Source organism: Sphingomonas sp. MA1305 (assembly GCF_016107325.1).
Lineage (GTDB): Bacteria > Pseudomonadota > Alphaproteobacteria > Sphingomonadales > Sphingomonadaceae > Sphingomonas.
Map to the genome: position 1 here is coordinate 159,625 of NZ_RCVT01000004.1, position 17,865 is coordinate 177,489.

General features: G+C 68.7%; 17 protein-coding genes. 4 read left to right on the top strand and 13 right to left on the bottom strand.

Annotated elements, in window-relative coordinates; genetic code table 11:
- Nucleotides 1-162: 162 nt before the first annotated feature.
- From D9601_RS15975 to D9601_RS15985, 3 genes are all read right to left on the bottom strand, one after another.
- On the bottom strand, nt 163-1,161 hold the full coding sequence (locus D9601_RS15975; protein WP_198355082.1) for a N(4)-(beta-N-acetylglucosaminyl)-L-asparaginase: 999 nt from the start codon (nt 1,159-1,161) through the stop codon (nt 163-165).
- A 136-nt stretch (nt 1,162-1,297) separates the two neighbouring features.
- On the bottom strand, nt 1,298-3,469 hold the full coding sequence (locus tag D9601_RS15980) for a primosomal protein N' (protein WP_198355083.1): 2,172 nt from the start codon (nt 3,467-3,469) through the stop codon (nt 1,298-1,300).
- A 120-nt stretch (nt 3,470-3,589) separates the two neighbouring features.
- Nucleotides 3,590-5,044, bottom strand: a complete 1,455-nt coding sequence (locus D9601_RS15985) for a diguanylate cyclase domain-containing protein (RefSeq protein ID WP_332838030.1) — start codon at nt 5,042-5,044, stop codon at nt 3,590-3,592.
- A gap of 72 nt (nt 5,045-5,116) precedes the next feature.
- Here D9601_RS15985 and D9601_RS15990 point away from each other — a divergent pair, with 72 nt between their 5' ends.
- Nucleotides 5,117-6,004, top strand: coding sequence for a tyrosine recombinase XerC (locus tag D9601_RS15990; protein WP_232474294.1), 888 nt, complete (start codon nt 5,117-5,119; stop codon nt 6,002-6,004).
- 14 nt (nt 6,005-6,018) lie between these two features.
- Here D9601_RS15990 and D9601_RS15995 read toward each other — a convergent pair whose 3' ends face one another.
- The 7 genes from D9601_RS15995 to rsmI all read right to left on the bottom strand — a co-directional run bounded on the left by D9601_RS15995 (nt 6,019) and on the right by rsmI (nt 11,973).
- Complete coding sequence (locus D9601_RS15995; protein ID WP_198355084.1) at nt 6,019-6,627, bottom strand: DedA family protein; 609 nt, start codon at nt 6,625-6,627, stop codon at nt 6,019-6,021.
- 25 nt (nt 6,628-6,652) lie between these two features.
- Complete coding sequence (gene gshB, locus D9601_RS16000) at nt 6,653-7,621, bottom strand: glutathione synthase (protein ID WP_198355085.1); 969 nt, start codon at nt 7,619-7,621, stop codon at nt 6,653-6,655.
- A gap of 93 nt (nt 7,622-7,714) precedes the next feature.
- Nucleotides 7,715-8,743 (bottom strand): CAP domain-containing protein, encoded by a 1,029-nt coding sequence (locus tag D9601_RS16005; protein ID WP_198355086.1) that lies wholly within the window; start codon nt 8,741-8,743, stop codon nt 7,715-7,717.
- 161 nt (nt 8,744-8,904) lie between these two features.
- Entirely contained in the window at nt 8,905-9,279 is a 375-nt protein-coding gene (locus tag D9601_RS16010; protein ID WP_198355087.1) for a YraN family protein, read from the bottom strand.
- A 101-nt stretch (nt 9,280-9,380) separates the two neighbouring features.
- Entirely contained in the window at nt 9,381-10,034 is a 654-nt protein-coding gene (locus D9601_RS16015; RefSeq protein ID WP_198355088.1) for a hypothetical protein, read from the bottom strand.
- A 386-nt stretch (nt 10,035-10,420) separates the two neighbouring features.
- The gene (locus D9601_RS16020; protein WP_198355089.1) at nt 10,421-10,858 is read right to left on the bottom strand and encodes a hypothetical protein; all 438 of its coding nucleotides are present in this window, start codon (nt 10,856-10,858) and stop codon (nt 10,421-10,423) included.
- Nucleotides 10,859-11,121: 263 nt separating this feature from the next.
- Nucleotides 11,122-11,973, bottom strand: a complete 852-nt coding sequence (gene rsmI, locus D9601_RS16025) for a 16S rRNA (cytidine(1402)-2'-O)-methyltransferase (protein ID WP_198355090.1) — start codon at nt 11,971-11,973, stop codon at nt 11,122-11,124.
- Here rsmI and D9601_RS16030 point away from each other — a divergent pair.
- The 3 genes from D9601_RS16030 to D9601_RS16040 all read left to right on the top strand — a co-directional run bounded on the left by D9601_RS16030 (nt 11,972) and on the right by D9601_RS16040 (nt 15,191).
- Nucleotides 11,972-13,171 (top strand): penicillin-binding protein activator, encoded by a 1,200-nt coding sequence (locus D9601_RS16030; RefSeq protein ID WP_198355091.1) that lies wholly within the window; start codon nt 11,972-11,974, stop codon nt 13,169-13,171. The genes rsmI and D9601_RS16030 overlap by 2 nt on opposite strands.
- Nucleotides 13,172-13,515: 344 nt before the next feature.
- Nucleotides 13,516-14,478 carry a class II fructose-bisphosphatase gene (glpX, locus tag D9601_RS16035; protein ID WP_198355092.1) on the top strand — a complete coding sequence of 321 codons (963 nt, stop codon included), beginning with the start codon at nt 13,516-13,518 and terminating at the stop codon, nt 14,476-14,478.
- Nucleotides 14,478-15,191, top strand: coding sequence for a CPBP family intramembrane glutamic endopeptidase (locus tag D9601_RS16040; RefSeq protein WP_198355093.1), 714 nt, complete (start codon nt 14,478-14,480; stop codon nt 15,189-15,191). Before glpX ends, D9601_RS16040 begins: the two co-directional genes overlap by 1 nt.
- Here D9601_RS16040 and D9601_RS16045 read toward each other — a convergent pair.
- From D9601_RS16045 to D9601_RS16055, 3 genes are all read right to left on the bottom strand, one after another.
- Nucleotides 15,160-15,987: a DUF429 domain-containing protein gene (locus tag D9601_RS16045; RefSeq protein WP_198355094.1), complete on the bottom strand. Its 828-nt coding sequence runs from the start codon at nt 15,985-15,987 to the stop codon at nt 15,160-15,162. The genes D9601_RS16040 and D9601_RS16045 overlap by 32 nt on opposite strands.
- A gap of 97 nt (nt 15,988-16,084) precedes the next feature.
- Nucleotides 16,085-16,846, bottom strand: coding sequence for an ABC transporter permease (locus tag D9601_RS16050; RefSeq protein ID WP_198355095.1), 762 nt, complete (start codon nt 16,844-16,846; stop codon nt 16,085-16,087).
- On the bottom strand, nt 16,843-17,775 hold the full coding sequence (locus D9601_RS16055) for an ABC transporter ATP-binding protein (RefSeq protein ID WP_198355096.1): 933 nt from the start codon (nt 17,773-17,775) through the stop codon (nt 16,843-16,845). Before D9601_RS16055 ends, D9601_RS16050 begins: the two co-directional genes overlap by 4 nt.
- Between the last annotated feature and the right edge of the window lie 90 nt (nt 17,776-17,865).

Here is a 17,865-nt window from a genome sequence, read left to right on the forward strand (position 1 = left end):
GCGCAGGTCAACGTGTCGAGCGCCAGCGTCAGCGTCTCTGGAGTCCCGCCTTCGCGGGAATGACGACGAGACAGTTGCAGGCGTCTCTGCCATCGCGCGATGATGCCGAGGCACCGGGAGGACGCGCCAGCGCCGGACCGGCGCGATCCGCTCCCGTAACGCCTATGCCGCGAACAGCGACGGAGCCTTCAATACCACCGTCGCACCCGAGGCGTCGGTCACCGCATAGGTGAAGCCGGGCAGCAGGCAGAAGGCGCCCACCTCGCCCCGCGGCGACAGCGCTAGGAAGCCGACCTGCACGCCCTTGATCGCGTCGCCGCGCAGTTGCGCGATGTGGCGGACGACCTCTTCGCATGCGCGTTGCGGCGACAGGCCGGCCCGCAGCGATGCGACGACGCGGGCGCTGCCCGAGACGCGCGTCACTTCTTCGCCGAGGCCGGTCGAGGTGGCGCCGCCGACGCCGCGCTCGACGTAGAGGCCAGCACCGACCTGCGGCGAGTCGCCGACGCGCCCGCGCATCTTGAACGCCATGCCCGAGGTGGTGCAGGCACCCGCCATCCGGCCCAAGACGTCGCAGGCGAGCAGGCCGATGGTATCGTGGTCGAGCGCGCCGCCGCGTGGGCCGGCATGTGGCCCACGCTTGTTCTCGACATTGGCCTCAGGCTTGTACTGCGAGGTCTTCAGCCATTCGCGCCACGCCTGTTCGGCGGGCGGGGTGAGCAGATCGACTTTCGGAAAGCCCTGATCGCGCGCGAAGCGGGTCGCGCCTTCGCCGACCAGCAGCGTGTGCGGCGTCTTGTCCATCACGCGACGGGCGACGGAGATGGCGTGGACCGTATCTTCGAGCGCGGCAACCGCGCCGACGCCGCCGGCATCGTCCATGATCACCGCGTCCAGGGTGACGTGGCCGTCGCGGTCCGGGTAGCCGCCGTAGCCGACCGAATGGTTCTCCGGATCCGCCTCCGGCACCATCGCCGCGGCCTCGACCACGTCGAGCAGCGAACCGCCGGCACGCATCTTCGCATAACCGGCGGCGTTGGCGGCGGCCCCGAAATCCCAGGTGGAGACGATCGTCGCGCGCGGCGCGGCGGCTTGAGCCGCTGTTCCCGCGGCTATGCCGGTCACGGCCATGCCGCCAAGGAACGTGCGCCGTGTCGTCATCTCTTCACCCTTCAACCGTCATGCCGGACTCGTTCCGGCATCCACCGTGCCGCAAGCGTCACTGGCGTCGATGTTGCGGCACGGTGAACCCCGGAACAAGTCCGGGGTGACGAGTCGGTTGATCTTGGCCAGTGGCTCACAAAAAATTATAGGGATCGACGTCGACCGTCACGCGTACCTTCGCCGGCCAGTCGAGCGCACCGAGCCAGCCGCGGATGACGTCCTGCACATCGAGGGCGCGGCGGGCGTGGACGAGCAGGCGGTAGCGGTGACGGCCGCGCAGCATCGCCAATGGCGCGGGGGCGGGGCCATAGACCGCCATGCCGTCGACGCGGGGGGCGGCGGCAGCAACGGTGCGCGCGATGTCGTGCGCGCAGCCCTGATCCTCGGAACTGACGATGATCGCGGCGTAGCGGCCGAACGGCGGCGCACCGGCGTCGGCGCGTGCCTCCGTCTCCGCGGCGTAGAAGGCATCGGAATCGCCGGTGACCAGCGCCTGCATCACCTGTGCCGAGGGACTGTGCGTCTGGATGAAGACATGGCCCGGCTTGCTCCCGCGGCCGGCACGCCCCGACACCTGGCGGATCTGCTGGAAGGTGCGCTCCGCGGCGCGCAGGTCGCCGCCCTCCAGGCCGAGATCGGCATCGACGACGCCAACCAGCGTCAGATTGGGGAAGTGATAGCCCTTGGTCACCAATTGCGTGCCGACGACGATGTCGATGTCGCCGGCTTCCATCCGGCCGACGAACTCCGCCGCCTTGGCCGGGGACCAGATCGTGTCCGAGGTGACGACGGCGACCTTCGCGTCCGGGAACAGCGCGGCGACCTCATCGGCGATGCGTTCGACGCCGGGGCCGCAGGCGACCAGACTGTCCTCCGCACTGCATTCGGGGCAGGCGCGCGGGGTCGGCATGACGTGGCCGCAATGGTGGCAGGCGAGGCGGCGGGTCAGCCGGTGCTCGACCATCCAGGCGGTGCAATTGGGGCATTGGAAGCGGTGGCCGCAATTGCGGCACAGGGTCAGCGGGGCATAGCCGCGGCGGTTGAGGAAGAGCAGCGACTGTTCGCCCTTGGCCAGCGTCTCGCCCATCGCCTTGACGAGGCGCGGCGCCAGCCAGCGACCGCGCTCCGGCGGCTCGGCGATCAGGTCGATCGCCTCGATGCTCGGCATTTCGGCCGGGCCATAGCGGCCGGGCAGCTTCAGCTCCTCATAGCGGCCGAGCGTCACCTGCTGGCGCGTCTCGATCGCCGGCGTCGCGCTGGCGAGGATCACCGGGCAGCCTTCGAACTTGCCGCGCATCACCGCGACGTCGCGGGCGTGGTAATGGACGCCCTCTTCCTGCTTGAAGCTAGTTTCGTGCGCCTCGTCGACGACGATCAGGCCGAGGTTGCGATAGGGCAGGAACAGCGCGGAGCGCGCGCCGACGGTGACCAGCGCCTGGCCGCTGGCGATCGCGCGCCAGGCACGACGGCGCTGGGTCGAACGCAGGCCCGAATGCCAGGCGACCGGCTCGCAGCCGAAACGGTCGTGGAAGCGCTTGAGGAAGGGTTCGGTGAGCGCGATCTCGGGCAGCAGCACGAGGGTCTGGCGGCCCTGGCGGATCGCCTCTGCCACCGCCTCGAAATAGACCTCGGTCTTGCCCGAACCGGTGACACCGTCGAGCAGGATCGGGCGGAAGTCGTGCGCGTCGACCGCGCCGCTCAGCGTGTCGGCGGCGGCATGCTGATCGTCCGACAGTATCGGGGCCCCGTACGCCGGGTCAGGCAGGGGATAGGGGCTGTCGATGTCGACCTCGACCGCCTCGATCGCACCCGCCTTGACGAGGCCGCGGACCACCGCGTCGGAGACGTCGGCGATGGCGGCGAGTTCGCGGATCAGGCCCTGGCGATCGCCGATCCGCTCCAGCGCCTGTTCACGCTGCGGCGTCAGGCGCGGCGGGACGGTGCCGGTGGCGCGATATTCGGTCGCGGTGCGCGCGCCCTCCAGCGCCGAGGTCGACGACAGGGCCATGCGCACCACCGCGGCGGGCGGGGCGAGATAATAGTCCGCGGTCCATTCGACCAGCCGGCGCAGCGGCGCCCCCAGCGGCGGCGCGTCGGCGACGGCAAGCAGGTTGCGCAGGCGGTTGTCGCCGACCTCTGCCTCCGAGGGCAGCCGCTCCGGTTCCCAGACGACGCCGATCAGCTGGCGGGGGCCGAGCGGCGCGACGACGATCGAGCCGGGCTCGACATGCATGCCGGCCGGCACGCGATAGTCGAGCGGACCGAGGGCGGAGTTGAGAACGAGGACGCGGGCACGGGTCGACATGGCTGTGCCCCATATGGGGCGCCGGCGACTCGGGGGGAAGCAGCCAATGACAGGCGCAATGCCGTCCGGCGCGGGACCGGCGCCGCCGGGCTCGGGCTCAGCCCGGTCGGGTGGCGGACCTCAGGCCGCGCGATGGACCGCCGCGAGCCGCCGTTGGCCGACGCGCGCGCGCTTGGCGGCGTACAGTACGATGTCGGCGCGCCGCGCGAAATCGCGCAGCGAGTGGCATTGATCGTCGAAGGTGGCGATGCCGACCGAACCGGCGCTGGTCATCGTGACGCCGTTCGCCTCGACCGGGATACGCAATGCGGCCTCGATCCGCAGCCGCAATTCGTCGGGCTCGGCGACGAAACGGGGGTCCTCGACGATCAAGGCGAACTCGTCGCCGCCGATCCGCGCCGCCTTGCAGCCGCGCAGCCACGGCTGCGACAGGGCTTGGCCGGTCAGGCGCAGGACGTCGTCGCCCGCCTGGTGGCCGAGCGAATCGTTGATCGCCTTGAACCCATCGAGGTCGATGAGCGCGAGCAGCAGCGGTGTTCCGTCGCGGCGGGCCCGCGCCATCGCCGCCTCCAGCTCGCGATCGAAGGCGGCGCGGTTGGCGATGCCGGTCAGCGCGTCGGTATCGGCGGAACGGCGGAGCTGCACCTCGAGCCGATGTCGGGAGGTGATGTCCTGGAAGACACCGACGATGGCGGTGACGGTGCCGTCGATCTGTTCGGGCTCGCCCATCGCGCGGACCCGGATCGCGCGACCGTCGGCGGTGACGAGATCGGTTTCGATGTCGAAGGGCTGGCCGGTGGAAATGGTGTTCTGGACCGTCTCGGCGACACCGCCGCGGGCATGCGGCGGATAGAAGGCCAGCGCACTGTCCAGATCGGGCTTGGTCTCGAAAGGCAGGCCGTGGATGCGATAGACGTTGTCAGACCATTCCAGCGCCTGGTCCGCCAGCGACAGCCGCCACGATCCGATCGCGGCGATCCGTTCCGCCTGGCGGAAGATGCGGTCCTTGGCGGCAAGCTGCGCGACCAGTTCCTCGCCGACCGTGGCGATGCGGATCGCCTCCAGCGCGGTGCGGCGGGCGGCGATCAGCGCCTCGGCCAAAGTTGCAAGGTGGCGCAGCGCGGCATGGCCGGCGCTGTTCAGCGAGCGCGGATGCGTATCGATGACGCAGAGCGTGCCGATCGGCAGGCGCGCGCCCTTGCCGTCGATCGTGTGGATGGCGGCGCCGGCATAGAAGCGGCTGCCCGCATCGGTGACGAGCGGGAAGTGGGCAAAGCGCGCATCGGCGGCGAGATCGGGCACGACCAGCGGCACGTCATAGCGGATCGTATGGTCGCAGAAGGCGACGTCGCGATCGACCTGGCGCGGGGCAGGAGCGTTGGATGCCTTGATCCAGACCTGATCGCGGTCGACCAGGTTGAGCAATGCGGTCGGACAGCCCAGCATCTCGGCGGCCAGCGCCACCAGGGCGTCGAATTCACGCATCGGCGCGCTGTCGATCAGCGCCAGGTCATGAAGGGCGGCGAGACGCGCGTTTTCGTCGAACGGGCGGGCAATGAGCGGCTGTTCGGTCACCCATCAGATTTGCGGGAAAAGTGGTTTAAAAAGTCTTTGCGATGGCCGTCGCGCCGCCCAAGATGCGACGGAATGAACGACGATCGCCCCGCCTCCATGCGCTGGGCCGAGCATCTGGCCCATGGTCGCCGCCGCTCGGCGCATACCGTCCGTGCCTATCAAGCCACGGCCGAGCGGCTGGTCGCCTTCCTGCAGGCACATCGCGGCGAACGGGTCGACGACGCGGCGCTGATGCGCGTCGAGGCCGCTGAGGTGCGCGCCTTTCTGGCGCATCGGCGCGGCGAGGGGCTCGGGCAGGCGTCGGCGGCGCGCGAACTGTCGGCGGTGCGCGGCTTTCTGACCTTCGTCGGGGGCACGATGCCGAAGCTGACGGGACCGCGCGTCAAGAAGGGCGTGCCGCGGCCGGTCGCGCCGCACGAAGTGCTGGCACTCGCCGGCGAGGTGGCGGACGATGCCCGCGAGGACTGGATCGGGCGGCGCGACTGGGCGGTGCTGCTGCTGCTCTACGGCGCCGGGCTGCGCATCGGGGAGGCGATGGCGCTGACCGGCGCGGCGCTGCCGTTGAGCGAGACTTTGGTGGTCACCGGCAAGCGCGCGAAGACGCGGATCGTGCCGCTTCTGCCGCAGGTCCGCGCGGCGATCGAGGCCTATGTCGCGGCCGTCCCCTACGAACTGGAGCGCACCGCGCCGCTGTTCCGCGGCGCCAAGGGTGGGCCGCTGGCGCCCGGCGTCGTGCGGCGGGCGGTGCAGGGCGCGCGTGGCCGGCTCGGCCTGTCGGAGCGAACGACGCCGCACGCGCTGCGCCACAGTTTCGCGACGCATCTGCTGGGCCGGGGCGCGGACCTGCGCCAGCTGCAGGAATTGCTCGGCCATGCCAGCCTGAGCTCGACCCAGGTCTATACCGCGGTCGATGCGGCCCATCTGCTCGACGTCTACCGCCACGCCCATCCGCGGGCGTGACGGGCGGGTGAGACTCAGTCGCGCCCGGCGCGCGGCTTCCAGGTCATGACCCGCCATAGATAGCCGAGCACGATCACCACCGTCAGCACGATCGCGGCGGGGCCGACATAGCGGTCCAGCTCGGCATAGTTGCTGCCGAGATAATAGCCGGCGGCGGCGAGGATCGTGTTCCAGATCGCGCTGCCGGCGAAGGTCCCCAGCAGGAACCGCCACAGCGGCATGCCCGTCATCCCCGCGGGCAGCGAGACGAGCGTGCGGAAGGTCGGCATGAAGCGGAACACGAATACCACCCAGCCGCCGTGATGGAGGAAGAAGCGGTGCAGCCGCTCGACATCCTCCCATTCCGCCGTCAGCCAGCGGCCGTAGCGGTCGACCAGCGGGCGGAAGCGCCGGTAGCCGATGTGGCGGCCGACGAAATACCAGACGTAATTACCCGCCGTCGTGCCCGCCGTGCCCCAGGCAATCAGCGGCACCAACGCCATGTCGCCGCGTGCCGCCGCCATGCCGCCGAGGCCCATGATCACCTCCGACGGGATCGGCGGCACGATGTTCTCCAGCGCCATCAGCAGGAAGATGCCGAGGTAGCCGCCCCAGGCGATGGCATCGAGGATCAAGGCGGTCATCCGCGGAAATCCTGCCGCCGGCCGGTCAGCCGCGCGCCGCGACCTGTCGCTCGATCGCGTCCCAGATCAGGCCGGCGACGTCGGTGCCGTCGAACCGCTCGATCGCGACGATCCCGGTCGGCGAGGTGACGTTGATCTCGGTCAGCCATTCGCCGCCGATCACGTCGATGCCGACGAACAGCAAACCGCGCCGCTTCAGCTCCGGCGCCAGCGCCGCGCAGATCTCCCGCTCGCGCGCGGTCAGTTCGGTCTTCTCCGCCGAACCGCCGACCGCCAGATTGGAGCGGATCTCGCCCTCGCCGGGCAGGCGGTTGATTGCGCCGACCACCTCGCCGTCGACCAGGACGATGCGCTTGTCGCCCTTCGCCACCGCCGGCAGAAAGGCCTGGATCATATGCGGCTCGCGCCAGGTCTGGTTGAACACCTCGATCAGCGCGGACAGGTTGGCGCCATCCGATCCGACACGGAAGATCGCCTTGCCGCCGTTGCCGTGCAGCGGCTTGACGACGATCTCGCCATGTTCGGCGAGAAAGGCACGCGCCTCCTCCAGGCTGCGGGTGACCAAAGTCGGCGGCATGAAGCGCGCATAGTCGAGCACGAACACCTTTTCCGGCGCGTTGCGGACGCTGGCCGGATCGTTGACGACGAGGGTGCGGTCGGCGATCCGCTCGAGCAGATGCGTCGCGGTGATATAGCCGAGGTCGAAGGGCGGATCCTGCCGCATCAGCACCACGTCCGCCTGGTCGCCAAGGTCGAGGTTGACCGGCGCGTCGAAGCGGAAGTGGTCGCCCGCGCGGCCGGCCTCAGGCCGCTGCACGGTGACCGGATGCGCCTTCGCCCAGACGCGGCCGTCTCGATAGTTCAACGCATCGGCGGTGTAATGGAACAATCGGTGGCCGCGCGCCTGGGCGGACAGCATCAGCGCGAAGGTCGAATCCCCCGCGACGTTGATCGTCTCGAGCGGGTCCATCTGGACGGCGACGGAAAGCGGCATGGTTCCTCCGGTGGCTGCGCGACCCGTCAGGTAGGGGCGCGGCCGCCGCTTGTCAGCAGGCGATGGGACTTCGCCGCCGCCGCGTCGCGCCGATCAACTCACCACGCGGAAGGAATAGCTGTATTCACTCTGCGGCGCGCCGGTGACGCCGGTGATCCGCACGGTATAGCTGACGCCGGTCTGCAAACCGGTGACCCGCCATTGGACGTTGTTGGCGACGCCATAGCCGTCATTGTCGCTGGTCACGTCGGTGACCGGCAGCGCGCCCGACGGGCCGGTGACGGTGATCGTCGCATTGGTGAAGCGGACGTTGGCGTTGGCGCCGAACGCGCTCGACGTACCGGCGACGACGCTGAACGACAGATAGCTCGACAGGCTGAAATAGCGTGCCGGATAGTCACCCGACGGGTAAGCGACATAGGCGGGCAGACCGGTCGGCACGGCGACGCCAGTGGTGAAGTTGAAGACGCGCATCGACGCCGCGCTCGCCCGGCTGCCATCGGGTAGGACCAAAGCCACGCGGCCGTAGGAGGTCTTGCCCAGGAACGGGTCGAGGATCCAGCGGCGGTGGCCGATCGACGCGCTGCCGCCTTCGGTGAGCCATAGGCCGAGATAGCTGTCCTCGCTGTCGAAGCCGAGGCCGGTGCCCCAGCCGCCGATCAGATTGCTCGACCCCGCCGCGGTGGCGCCGCTTGCCGAATAGCAGGTCCAGCTGGTCGGCGGGGTATGGCTGAGCTGTTTGTTGACCGCCATCATCAGCGAGGAGTCGGCTTCCGCTGCATCCTCGGCCTCGGAATAGGTCACCGCGGGCAGTTGATGCAGCGCGCGGATCGCGTTGAGCCGGGCGAGGAAGTCGGCCTTGACCGTGGCCTTGAGCGTACCGGCGCGGCAGGTCGTGGCATCAGGCTGCACGTCATAGAGCGCGGCGGCCGCCGCCGCCCAGGTCGTCGGCGTCGCGGTCGGCGTCGGTGTCGGTGCGGGGGTGGGCGATGGCGTCGGCGACGCGGTGGGCGCAGGTGTCGGGCTTGGGGTCGGCGTGGTGACGATCGGCACGGCGCTGCCTGCACCGGTGGCGCTGCTGTCGCCGCTGCTGCCGCTGCCGCCGCATCCGGCGAGTGCCATCAAAAGCGCCGTTGCGGCGCCGGTCCTACCCATTCGCATGATCTGCAAATTAGCGGCGCGAATATTGACAAGATCTTGATCAGGCTGGCGTTTCATCTTCCCGACGGCACGGCTCGGCGCGCAGCCTCAAGATCCCGCCCGGCCAATCGCGCCCTATGCGCTCAATAGCCGATCCAGGCGTTCTCGATGTGGCGCGGGCGGGTGCCGGGGGCGAGCAGGATGACGTCGATGCGAATGTCCTCACCCGCGGTGGCGTAGCGCGGTATCAGCAGCTCCGCCGCCGCGGCGACACGGGCAAGCCGGCGCTCGTCGATCGCCATATCCAGTTCCGTCGGGGTGCGACGCATCTTCACCTCGACGAAGGCGATCAGCGCGCCGCGACGGGCGACGAGGTCGACCTCGCCCGCCGGCGTCCGGACGCGCCGGTCGAGGATGCGCCAGCCCTTCAGCCGCAGCCACCACGCTGCCAGCCGCTCGCCACGCCGGCCGGCGGCTTCCGCGGCGCGGCGTTCAGCGGTGGGACGGCGAGGGGGCATGACGGCAAGGTGGTCGAGCGTGACGGGGCAAGCAAGCCGCCTATTGAGCCGGCGACTAAGCGCGAGCACCGCCTTCATCACGCCGATGGACTGTGGAATAGCTATCGCCGCCCGCCTGCGGGTACTGTAATCGGAGCCTCACGGCGGTAATAGCCAATGAAGACCTGCCGTCCGTCTCTGCCCGGGCCGAACATCTGGTTCATCGGATGATAGCCTCTCGCCCACATTCGTTCTGAGACATCCGGCGCCTGCACGCTCCTCATGACGGTGCCGCGTTCGGGAAAGTCCAGGCTGCCGCTGACCTCGCACAATGTCACACCGCAATGAATCTGTGGCGCATGGTCGGTGTCCTTGATCCCGGGCATTCCGGCATATTCGCGTGCCAGCATCGTTTTGGACCGGCTCGCCCAGGCCTCATCGCGCCCTTCCGCGCGGAGGTGATCGTGCAGCGACTTGAGCGCGGGATTATAGCCGAAGAACGGCGCTACCTCGTCCGAGATACGGGCGAGTTCGGCAGCGCGGAGATCCGCCGCGAGGTCGCGCCGATCCTGTGGAGTCGGTACGTCGCGTCGGCGGATGGAGACCAAAGGGGCGCCGCGTGGCGATGCCCCGCCTGATGACACCACGGGCACGGTCGATCGATCGATCGTCGCCTCGCTGGCAGACGTGCCCACCCATCCAAGCCGCGTCGAAACGAACAGTGCGGCAGCCAACATGATGACGCATACGGTGGCGGTGGCGCGTCCGACGTTCATCTGCCGTCACCTCCTTGTAGCGCTCTATCAAGCAAACAGTTGGTGATCCGCATAAGTCATACCCTGAGGGCATGACCAGCGTGCCGACACATAAAACATCTTTCGGCCGCTGCGCAGTGTTAACGGCGTCGCGCATGCTGAAAATGTCGCACATTCGCGCGACAAATTGCCCTCCTGGTCACGGTATTCCTCGCCATCACTGCAATAATGGTACGGCGTTTCGGAATGGTATCCGTCATTACTGGCCTGCTCTCAGGAATAATAATTCCCCTCTCGGTTGCGCTGTTTGACGCAATATTTACAGTCGGATGCGGATTCGGCGAACGCTTGCGTCGATAGCAGACAAAGAAGAGCCGTTGTCGCAACGCCTTTCATGGAAATTCTCCTCACAGGAAGCCGCTGTCGGTTTGAATGAAATAGCCCAACTCAGCCAATCCGGTGCCTCTTGTCCGGCCACCCGACATCACAATACCGCTTTCGCACAGTGGCTTAGGGCATAGGGAAAGGGTGATGCGATCGACGGCCTGCGAAGCGCGTATGCGGTCCGCGTCCGATAGCGTGTCCGGATAGAGCAGAACGTATTCGCAAGCTTTGGCCCGACAGCTGATGCAGACATGCTTGGCTGGTCTAAAGAATGCGCCGGCCTTTACAAAGGCTTCGCGGATGACCTGCTCGCGCTTGAGGTCCTCGGCGCGGGCGGGAGTGTCGCGGATGTAATGGTGCACCTCGGGAAACGAGGGCATTCGCCACGGTCCGATCATCGGCCGCTTAAATTTCGGTATGACGGGCTGCGACCAGACGTCAGTAAAGTCACGCTCATCCATGCGAGACCCGACCGCCGAGTCTTTCATAGCATGCGATGACATGGAAAATGGCAATATCGCGCAAGCCATTAATATATAAATGCATTTTTTCATCATGTGGCTATTCCACACCAAGATGATTTTCCTGCCCTACTTACATAATTATTTAGTGTAAGTCAATTTCGGGGCAGTATTGTTCTGTCTAAATAGCGAAGAACATCTTAAAAGCTTGAGGCGATGGGCTTTTATCGCGGTTTGTGCGACAGCGGCTTGCTGCAATAGATCTATCGTTCGTGCGATCGCAGCGCCAGCGCCCGCGCATACAGCGCCTTGCGATCGACGCCGAAACGCTTCGCCACCTCGCCGGCGGCCTTGGCGGCGGGCAGGCGGGTGAGGGCCTCGGCGAGGGCGGCGTCGGCATCCTCGATCGGCGGTGGCGCGGCTTCGCCCGGCGGCGCGACGACGATCGCGATCTCGCCCTTGGGCGGCGCCTCGGCATAGCGCGCGGCGAGGCTGGTCAACGTGCCGGTGACCGCTTCCTCGAACCGCTTGGTGATCTCGCGCGTGACCGCCGCCTCGCGATCACCCAGCCCCTCGGCCAATGCGGCGAGGCAGGCGGACAGGCGCGGCCCCGATTCGTAGATCACCAGGGTCGCACGGACGGCGGCGATCTCCGCAATGGCATCAGCACGTGCCTTGGCCTTGGCGGGCAGGAAGCCGAGGAACAGGAAGCGATCGGTCGGCAGGCCGGCGAGGGTGAGCGCGGCGACGGCGGCGCAGGGGCCGGGAATGGTGACGACCGTGTGGCCGGCGGCGCGTGCGTCGCGCACCAGCTTGTAGCCGGGGTCGGAGATCAGCGGGGTTCCCGCATCGGAGACGAGCGCCACCGCCTCGCCGGCCATGCGCGCGATCAGGCCGGGACGGACGCCTTCGGCATTGTGATCGTGATAGGGGACCATCGGCCGCTTGACGCCGATATGGCGGAGCAGCCCGGCGGTGACGCGGCTGTCCTCGACGGCGATGACGTCGGCGCGCGCCAGAATGTCGGCGGCGCGGGGGGATAGGTCAGCGAGATTGCCGATCGGGGTCGCGACGATGTACAGGCCGGGTTCGAGAACATTCACGGGGACGGTCATGGCAGAGGCGGGAACGATTGGACAGCCTGCGCAGGCGTGGCGGCGCGGCTTCGCCCTGATGGCGGCAACGGCGCTGGGTGCCTGTTCGACGGTAGTGCCGCGCGCGCCGGTCGAGGCGCCGGAGCGCCAGCCGACCCGGCCGCAGACAAGCCGGCCGGAGCCGGTCGATCAGGGCCTGCCCCGCGACACGCAGCGCAACCGCGTTGCGCTGCTGGTGCCGCTGACCGGCAGCAACGCGGGCGTCGGCCGATCGATCGCCAATGCGACGATGCTGGCGGTGCTCGACACCGGAACCGACAAGGTGCGGATCACCAATTACGACACCGCGACCGGCGCGGCGGCGGCGGCGAGCCGTGCGATTGCCGACGGGGCGCAGCTGATCCTCGGCCCGTTGCTCGCCGACGACGTGCGCGCGGTTGCGCCGGTGGCCAAGGCGGCGAACGTGCCGGTGCTCAGTTTCTCCAACGACGCCAGCGTCGGCGGCAACGGCGTCTATCTGATGGGATATGTGCCGGCCCAGTCGATTGCGCGGGTCGTCGCGTATGCGCGCAGCCGTGGCGTGACCAGTTTTGCCGGGCTGGTGCCCAACGGCCTGTATGGCGAACGGGCGTCGACCGCCTTCCTGCGCAGCGTCGAGGGCGCGGGCGGCCAGGTCGTGTCGCTGCAGACCTACGGCCGCACCAACGGCGGCGTGCAGGCGGCGGTGACCAGGCTGGCGGCGAAGGCGCCCTATGGCGCGGTGCTGATCGCTGACGGCGGCGCGACCGCCGCCGCCGCGGCACCGCTGGTCAAGCGCGGCAGCGGCGCGGGCACGCGCGTGCTCGGTACCGAATTGTGGAATTCGGAAAGCGGCATCGCCGCCCGGCCCGGCCTGTCGGGTGCGTGGTTCGCCAGCGTCGGCAACGGCCTCTACCGGCAATATGCCACCAAATACCGCGCCCGCTACGGCGCCGCGCCCTATCGTCTGTCGAGCCTGGGCTATGATGCGGTGCTGCTGACGGTCCGGATCGCGCGCGATTGGCCGGTCGGCCGCGCCTTCCCCGAATCCCGCTTGCGCGACGGTGACGGCTTTGCCGGCATCGACGGCGCGTTCCGCTTCGGCCGGGACGGGGTCGCCGAGCGCGCGCTCGAGGTGGAGGAGATCCGCGACGGTCAGGTGGTGACGGTATCGCCGGCGCCGACCGGCTTCGGGGGCTAAGTGGCAGGGGGCCGCGCGCCCGAGGGCGCGTAAGGCGCACATCGCTGCGCCGGTGTTCTTCGTCGCGCAATCGACCAACACGGCGGCTTCGTCCGTCACCCGCTCACGGTTGCGATCCTCAATCGGGTATCGCGTACGGATTTCGTTGCGCTGGCCGCACGCCTCGTCTCTGCCGTAGGGGGCAATCGCGACGTTCGCGCCTGACGCCCGCCCTGCCACGGCTTGGCGCCGCCAACCGCTGACGGACGATAGGGAGGCGTGGCGAATACGCCGACGCGATCTCGACACCGACGCGCCCACCGCCTATCGCGCATCCACAAGACACACCGACACAAGGGGAAGACATGCCCGCCGCCAGCCAGGTTCTCGATCGCGTCCTCGTCCTCGAGATGGTGCGGGTCACCGAAGCGGCGGCCATCGCCGCCTCCACCCTGGTCGGGCGCGGCGACGAGAAGGCGGCCGACGCCGCCGCCGTCGAGGCGATGCGTGCCGCGCTGAACGAGCTGTACATGGACGGCACCGTGGTGATCGGCGAGGGCGAGCGCGACGAGGCGCCGATGCTGTACATCGGCGAGAAGGTCGGCACCGGGAAGGGGCCGGAGATCGACATCGCGCTCGATCCGCTGGAAGGTACGACGATCTGCGCCAAGGCGGGGCCGAACAGCCTGGCGGTGCTGGCGATCGCGGAAAAGGGCGGCCTGCTCAATGCGCCCGACGTCTATATGGACAAGATCGCGGTCGGCCCCGGCCTGCCTGCCGGCGTGATCGACCTCGACAAGACGCCGACCGAGAATGTCCAGGCGATCGCCGCGGCGAAGGGCGTCAAGCCGAGCGACATCATCGCCTGCGTGCTCGACCGGCCGCGGCACGAAGCGCTGATCGCCGAACTGCGCGCGCTCGGCGTCGGCGTGATGCTGATCGGTGACGGCGACGTCGCCGGCGTGATCGCCACCGCCGATCCGGAAACCACGATCGACGTCTACATGGGATCGGGCGGCGCGCCGGAGGGCGTGCTGGCCTGCGCCGCGCTGCGCTGCGTCGGCGGCCAGTTCAAGGGCCGGCTGCTGTTCCGCAACGACGACGAGCGCGCACGCGCCCGCAAATGGGGCATCGAGGACCTCGACAAGCAGTACGACCTCAAGGAACTGGCGCGCGGCGACTGCATCTTCGCGGCGACCGGCGTCACCGACGGGTCGCTGCTCGAAGGCGTCAAGCGCAAGAAGGGCAAGATGACCACCGAGAGCGTGGTGATGCGCGCCTCGTCGGGCACGGTGCGCTGGGTCAAGGGCGAGCATCGCCTCGACTGATGATCGCTGAGGCGCTCGCCGCGCTGCTGTGCGGCTATGCGCTGTTCGTCCTGTGGCGCGGGCGGCTGTGGCTGCCGGTGACGCTGCCGATCGGCGCGCGGCACGCCCGCTGGGCGGCGGGGCTGTGGCTCGGCTATGGCCTGCCGGCGCTGGCGGCCTTGGCGATCTGGGGAAAGCTGGCGACGATCGGCGGGCTGGCGGTGGAGTTCGCGCCGCTGGCGCGGGCGATCGACCTGTTGCCCGGGATGATCGGCTTCGGCACCGTCGCGGCCGGGCTGGCGGGCGGCAGCGCGTTGGGGCTGGTCGCGACCTGGTGGCGGGCGCGGCGGGGCCGGGCGCCCTGGACCGCCGGCGATGCACGCTCGATCATGCCGCAGGACGGCGGCGAATTACTGCCTGCGGCGCTGCTCGCGGTCAGCGCCGGAGTGACGGAGGAGCTGTTCTTCCGCCTCGCCCTACCGCTGGCCGTGGCGATGCTCAGCGGATCGGGGCTGGCAGGGTGTGTCGTCGGTACCGGCTGTTTCGCGCTTCAGCACCGCTATCAGGGCTGGATCGGCGTGGTCGCCACGGCGATCGGCGGCGCGTTGATGACGGGGCTCTATTTTGGCAGCGGCGGGCTGTGGCTGCCGATCGTCGCGCACGCCCTGACCGACCTCAACGCGCTGGTGCTGCGGCCAGCGGTCAGCGCATGGCTACGCCGGCGCCGTCGATAGGCACGCCGCGCGCCGCCGCGGCGGCGTGAAGCCGGTCGCGCAGCGCAGGGGCGAGGGGCGCGACGATATAGCCGGTGGCGAGGTCGCCGATCATGATCGACTGGGCCGCCGGCGCGCGCCGCCAATGGAGCGCGATGGCGCAGCAGAGCATCGCGTCGAGCCTGTCCTGGTCCGCCTTGCGCGGTCGGGGATGCTGCGCGGCGTCGCGACACCAGGCGGCGGGTTCGGCCAGGCCCCAGCGGTCGAACTGCGCAGCGGCGGCGAGGGCGACGCGGTGCCAGTCGTCGGGGCGGAAGCGGGCGTTGGCGGGATTGTACTTGGCGGCCGTCTTGTGTCCGGCATGGCTCGCGTCGAAGGCGGGAATGGCGAGGGCGGGGAACACCTCCATGACATAGCGTCCGTCCGGCGCCTGTCGTGCGGCGAGCGGATCGTCGGTCGCGCCGAGCGCGTCGAGGAACGGCCAGACCGGGGCGGCGTCGCAGAACATGCCGGTTTTGGCGCGGCTGGCGGGTTGGACGCCGCCGCCCAGCCAGCTGATCGCCGCCGCCGCGACGCGCTCCGCCGGGCGCATGCCGGTCGGATTGTTCACGATCGTCGGCTGGTCGAGGGCGATCAGCGTATAGTCGCCGGCGACGACCTCGATGAAGGCGAGGGCGTTGGCGAAACGGGCAAGACGCGGCGGGTGGAAGGTCGCGGTGCCGTCGTGCGCGAGGGTCACGGCGCAGATCGCACCCGGCGCCCGTGGACTGTCGGTCCAGGCCGAGTCGAAGCCGATGAAGGTCTCCGCTGCCCTCACCCTTCGCCGCCTGCGGCGGCTTTTCCCTCTCCCGTCGGGAGAGGGAAGGGGCCCGCGCCGCGCAGCGGCGTGGGAAGGGTGAGGGTGGGGCGAATCTTCAATTCTTTAGCCGCCACCCGGTCCGGAAGATCCAGCCGACCACCGCCAGGCACAACAACAGGAAGCCGGCCGTCACGCCTAGGCTGATCAGCACCGGAACGTCGCCAGTGCCGAAGAAGCTCCAGCGGAAGGCGCTGACGAGATAGACGACCGGGTTGAACAGGGTGACCGTCCGCCACGGCTGCGGCAGCATGTCGATCGAATAGAAAACGCCGCCGAGAAAGGTCAGCGGCGTCACCACCAGCGTCGGCACGAAGTTCAGTTGCTCGAAATTCTTCGCCCAGATGCCGATGATGAAACCGAACAGCGAGAAGGCGAGGCTGGTCAGGATCAGCAGCGCGGCCATGGCGACGGGATGGTCGACGCGCACTTCGACGAAGGCGGTGGCGGTGGCGAGAATGACGAGGCCGATCGCCACCGACTTGGTGGTCGCCGCGCCGACGAAGCCGATCACCATCTCCATCGCCGAGATCGGCGCGGACAACAGTTCGAAGACGGTACCGGTGAATTTGGGGAAGTAGATGCCGATCGAGGCGTTGCTGACACTCTGCACCAGCAGCGACGACATGATCAGCCCGGGGACGAGGAAGCTGCCATAAGCGACGCCGCCGACCTCCTGAATACGGCCGCCGAGCGCGCCGCCGAAGATGATGAAGTTGAGGCTGGTGAGCAGGACCGGCGTGATCAGGCTTTGCCACACCGTCCGCAGCGCGCGCGCCATTTCGAAGCGATAGATCGCCCAGATGCCGTTGAGGTTCATGCTGCGCGGGCTCCGACCAGATCGACGAAGATGTCCTCAAGGCTCGACTTCGACGTCTCGAGATCCTTGAAGGCGATGCCCTGCTCCGCCAGCGCGCGGAGCAGCGACGGGATGCCGGTATGCTCCTCCGTGGCGTCGAAGACGTAGCGCAGCGTCTTGCCCTCATTCTCGAGCGTCAAATGCCAGCGTTCGAGGCCGGACGGCACGGCGGTCATCGGTTCGACCAAGGTCAGGTCCATCTCGCGCTTGCCGAGCTTGCGCATCAGCGTCGCTTTGTCCTCGACCAGCAGCAACTGGCCCTTGGCGATGACGCCGACGCGGTCCGCCATCTCCTCGGCCTCCTCGATATAATGGGTGGTCAGGATGATGGTGACGCCGCGGGTTCGCAGGCCGTGGACCAGCTTCCACATGTCCCGGCGCAGCGCGACGTCGACACCGGCGGTGGGCTCGTCGAGGAACAGGATGTCGGGCTCATGGGCGAGCGCCTTGGCGATCAGGACGCGGCGCTTCATGCCGCCGGACAGCTCCATCACCTTGGCGTCGCGCTTGTCCCACAGCGACAGGTCGCGCAGCACCTGCTCGATATGCGCCGGATCGGGGCCGCGGCCGAACAGGCGGCGCGAATAGCTGACGGTAGCCAGCACCGTCTCGAACATGTCGACCGACAGTTCCTGCGGCACCAGCCCGATCATCCGGCGTGCTGCCTTGAAGTCGCGCACGGCGTCGTGGCCGCCGACGGTGATCGTGCCGGTGGAGGGGGTGACGATGCCGCAGACGATGCTGATCAGCGTGGTCTTGCCGGCGCCGTTCGGGCCGAGCAGCGCGAAGATCTCGCCCCTGTTGATCGTCAGGTCGACGCTGGCGAGGGCGGTGGTGCCGCTCTTGTACGTCTTCGAGACGCCGGCGATGGCGAGGATCGGTTCGGTCATGAGGCCCCCTGATTTTCGCCGGAGATAGGGTGGCGAGCCGGCGGTTGGAAGGGAGCGCAGGCCGGTTGAAAGGTCACAAAGGTCACGCAG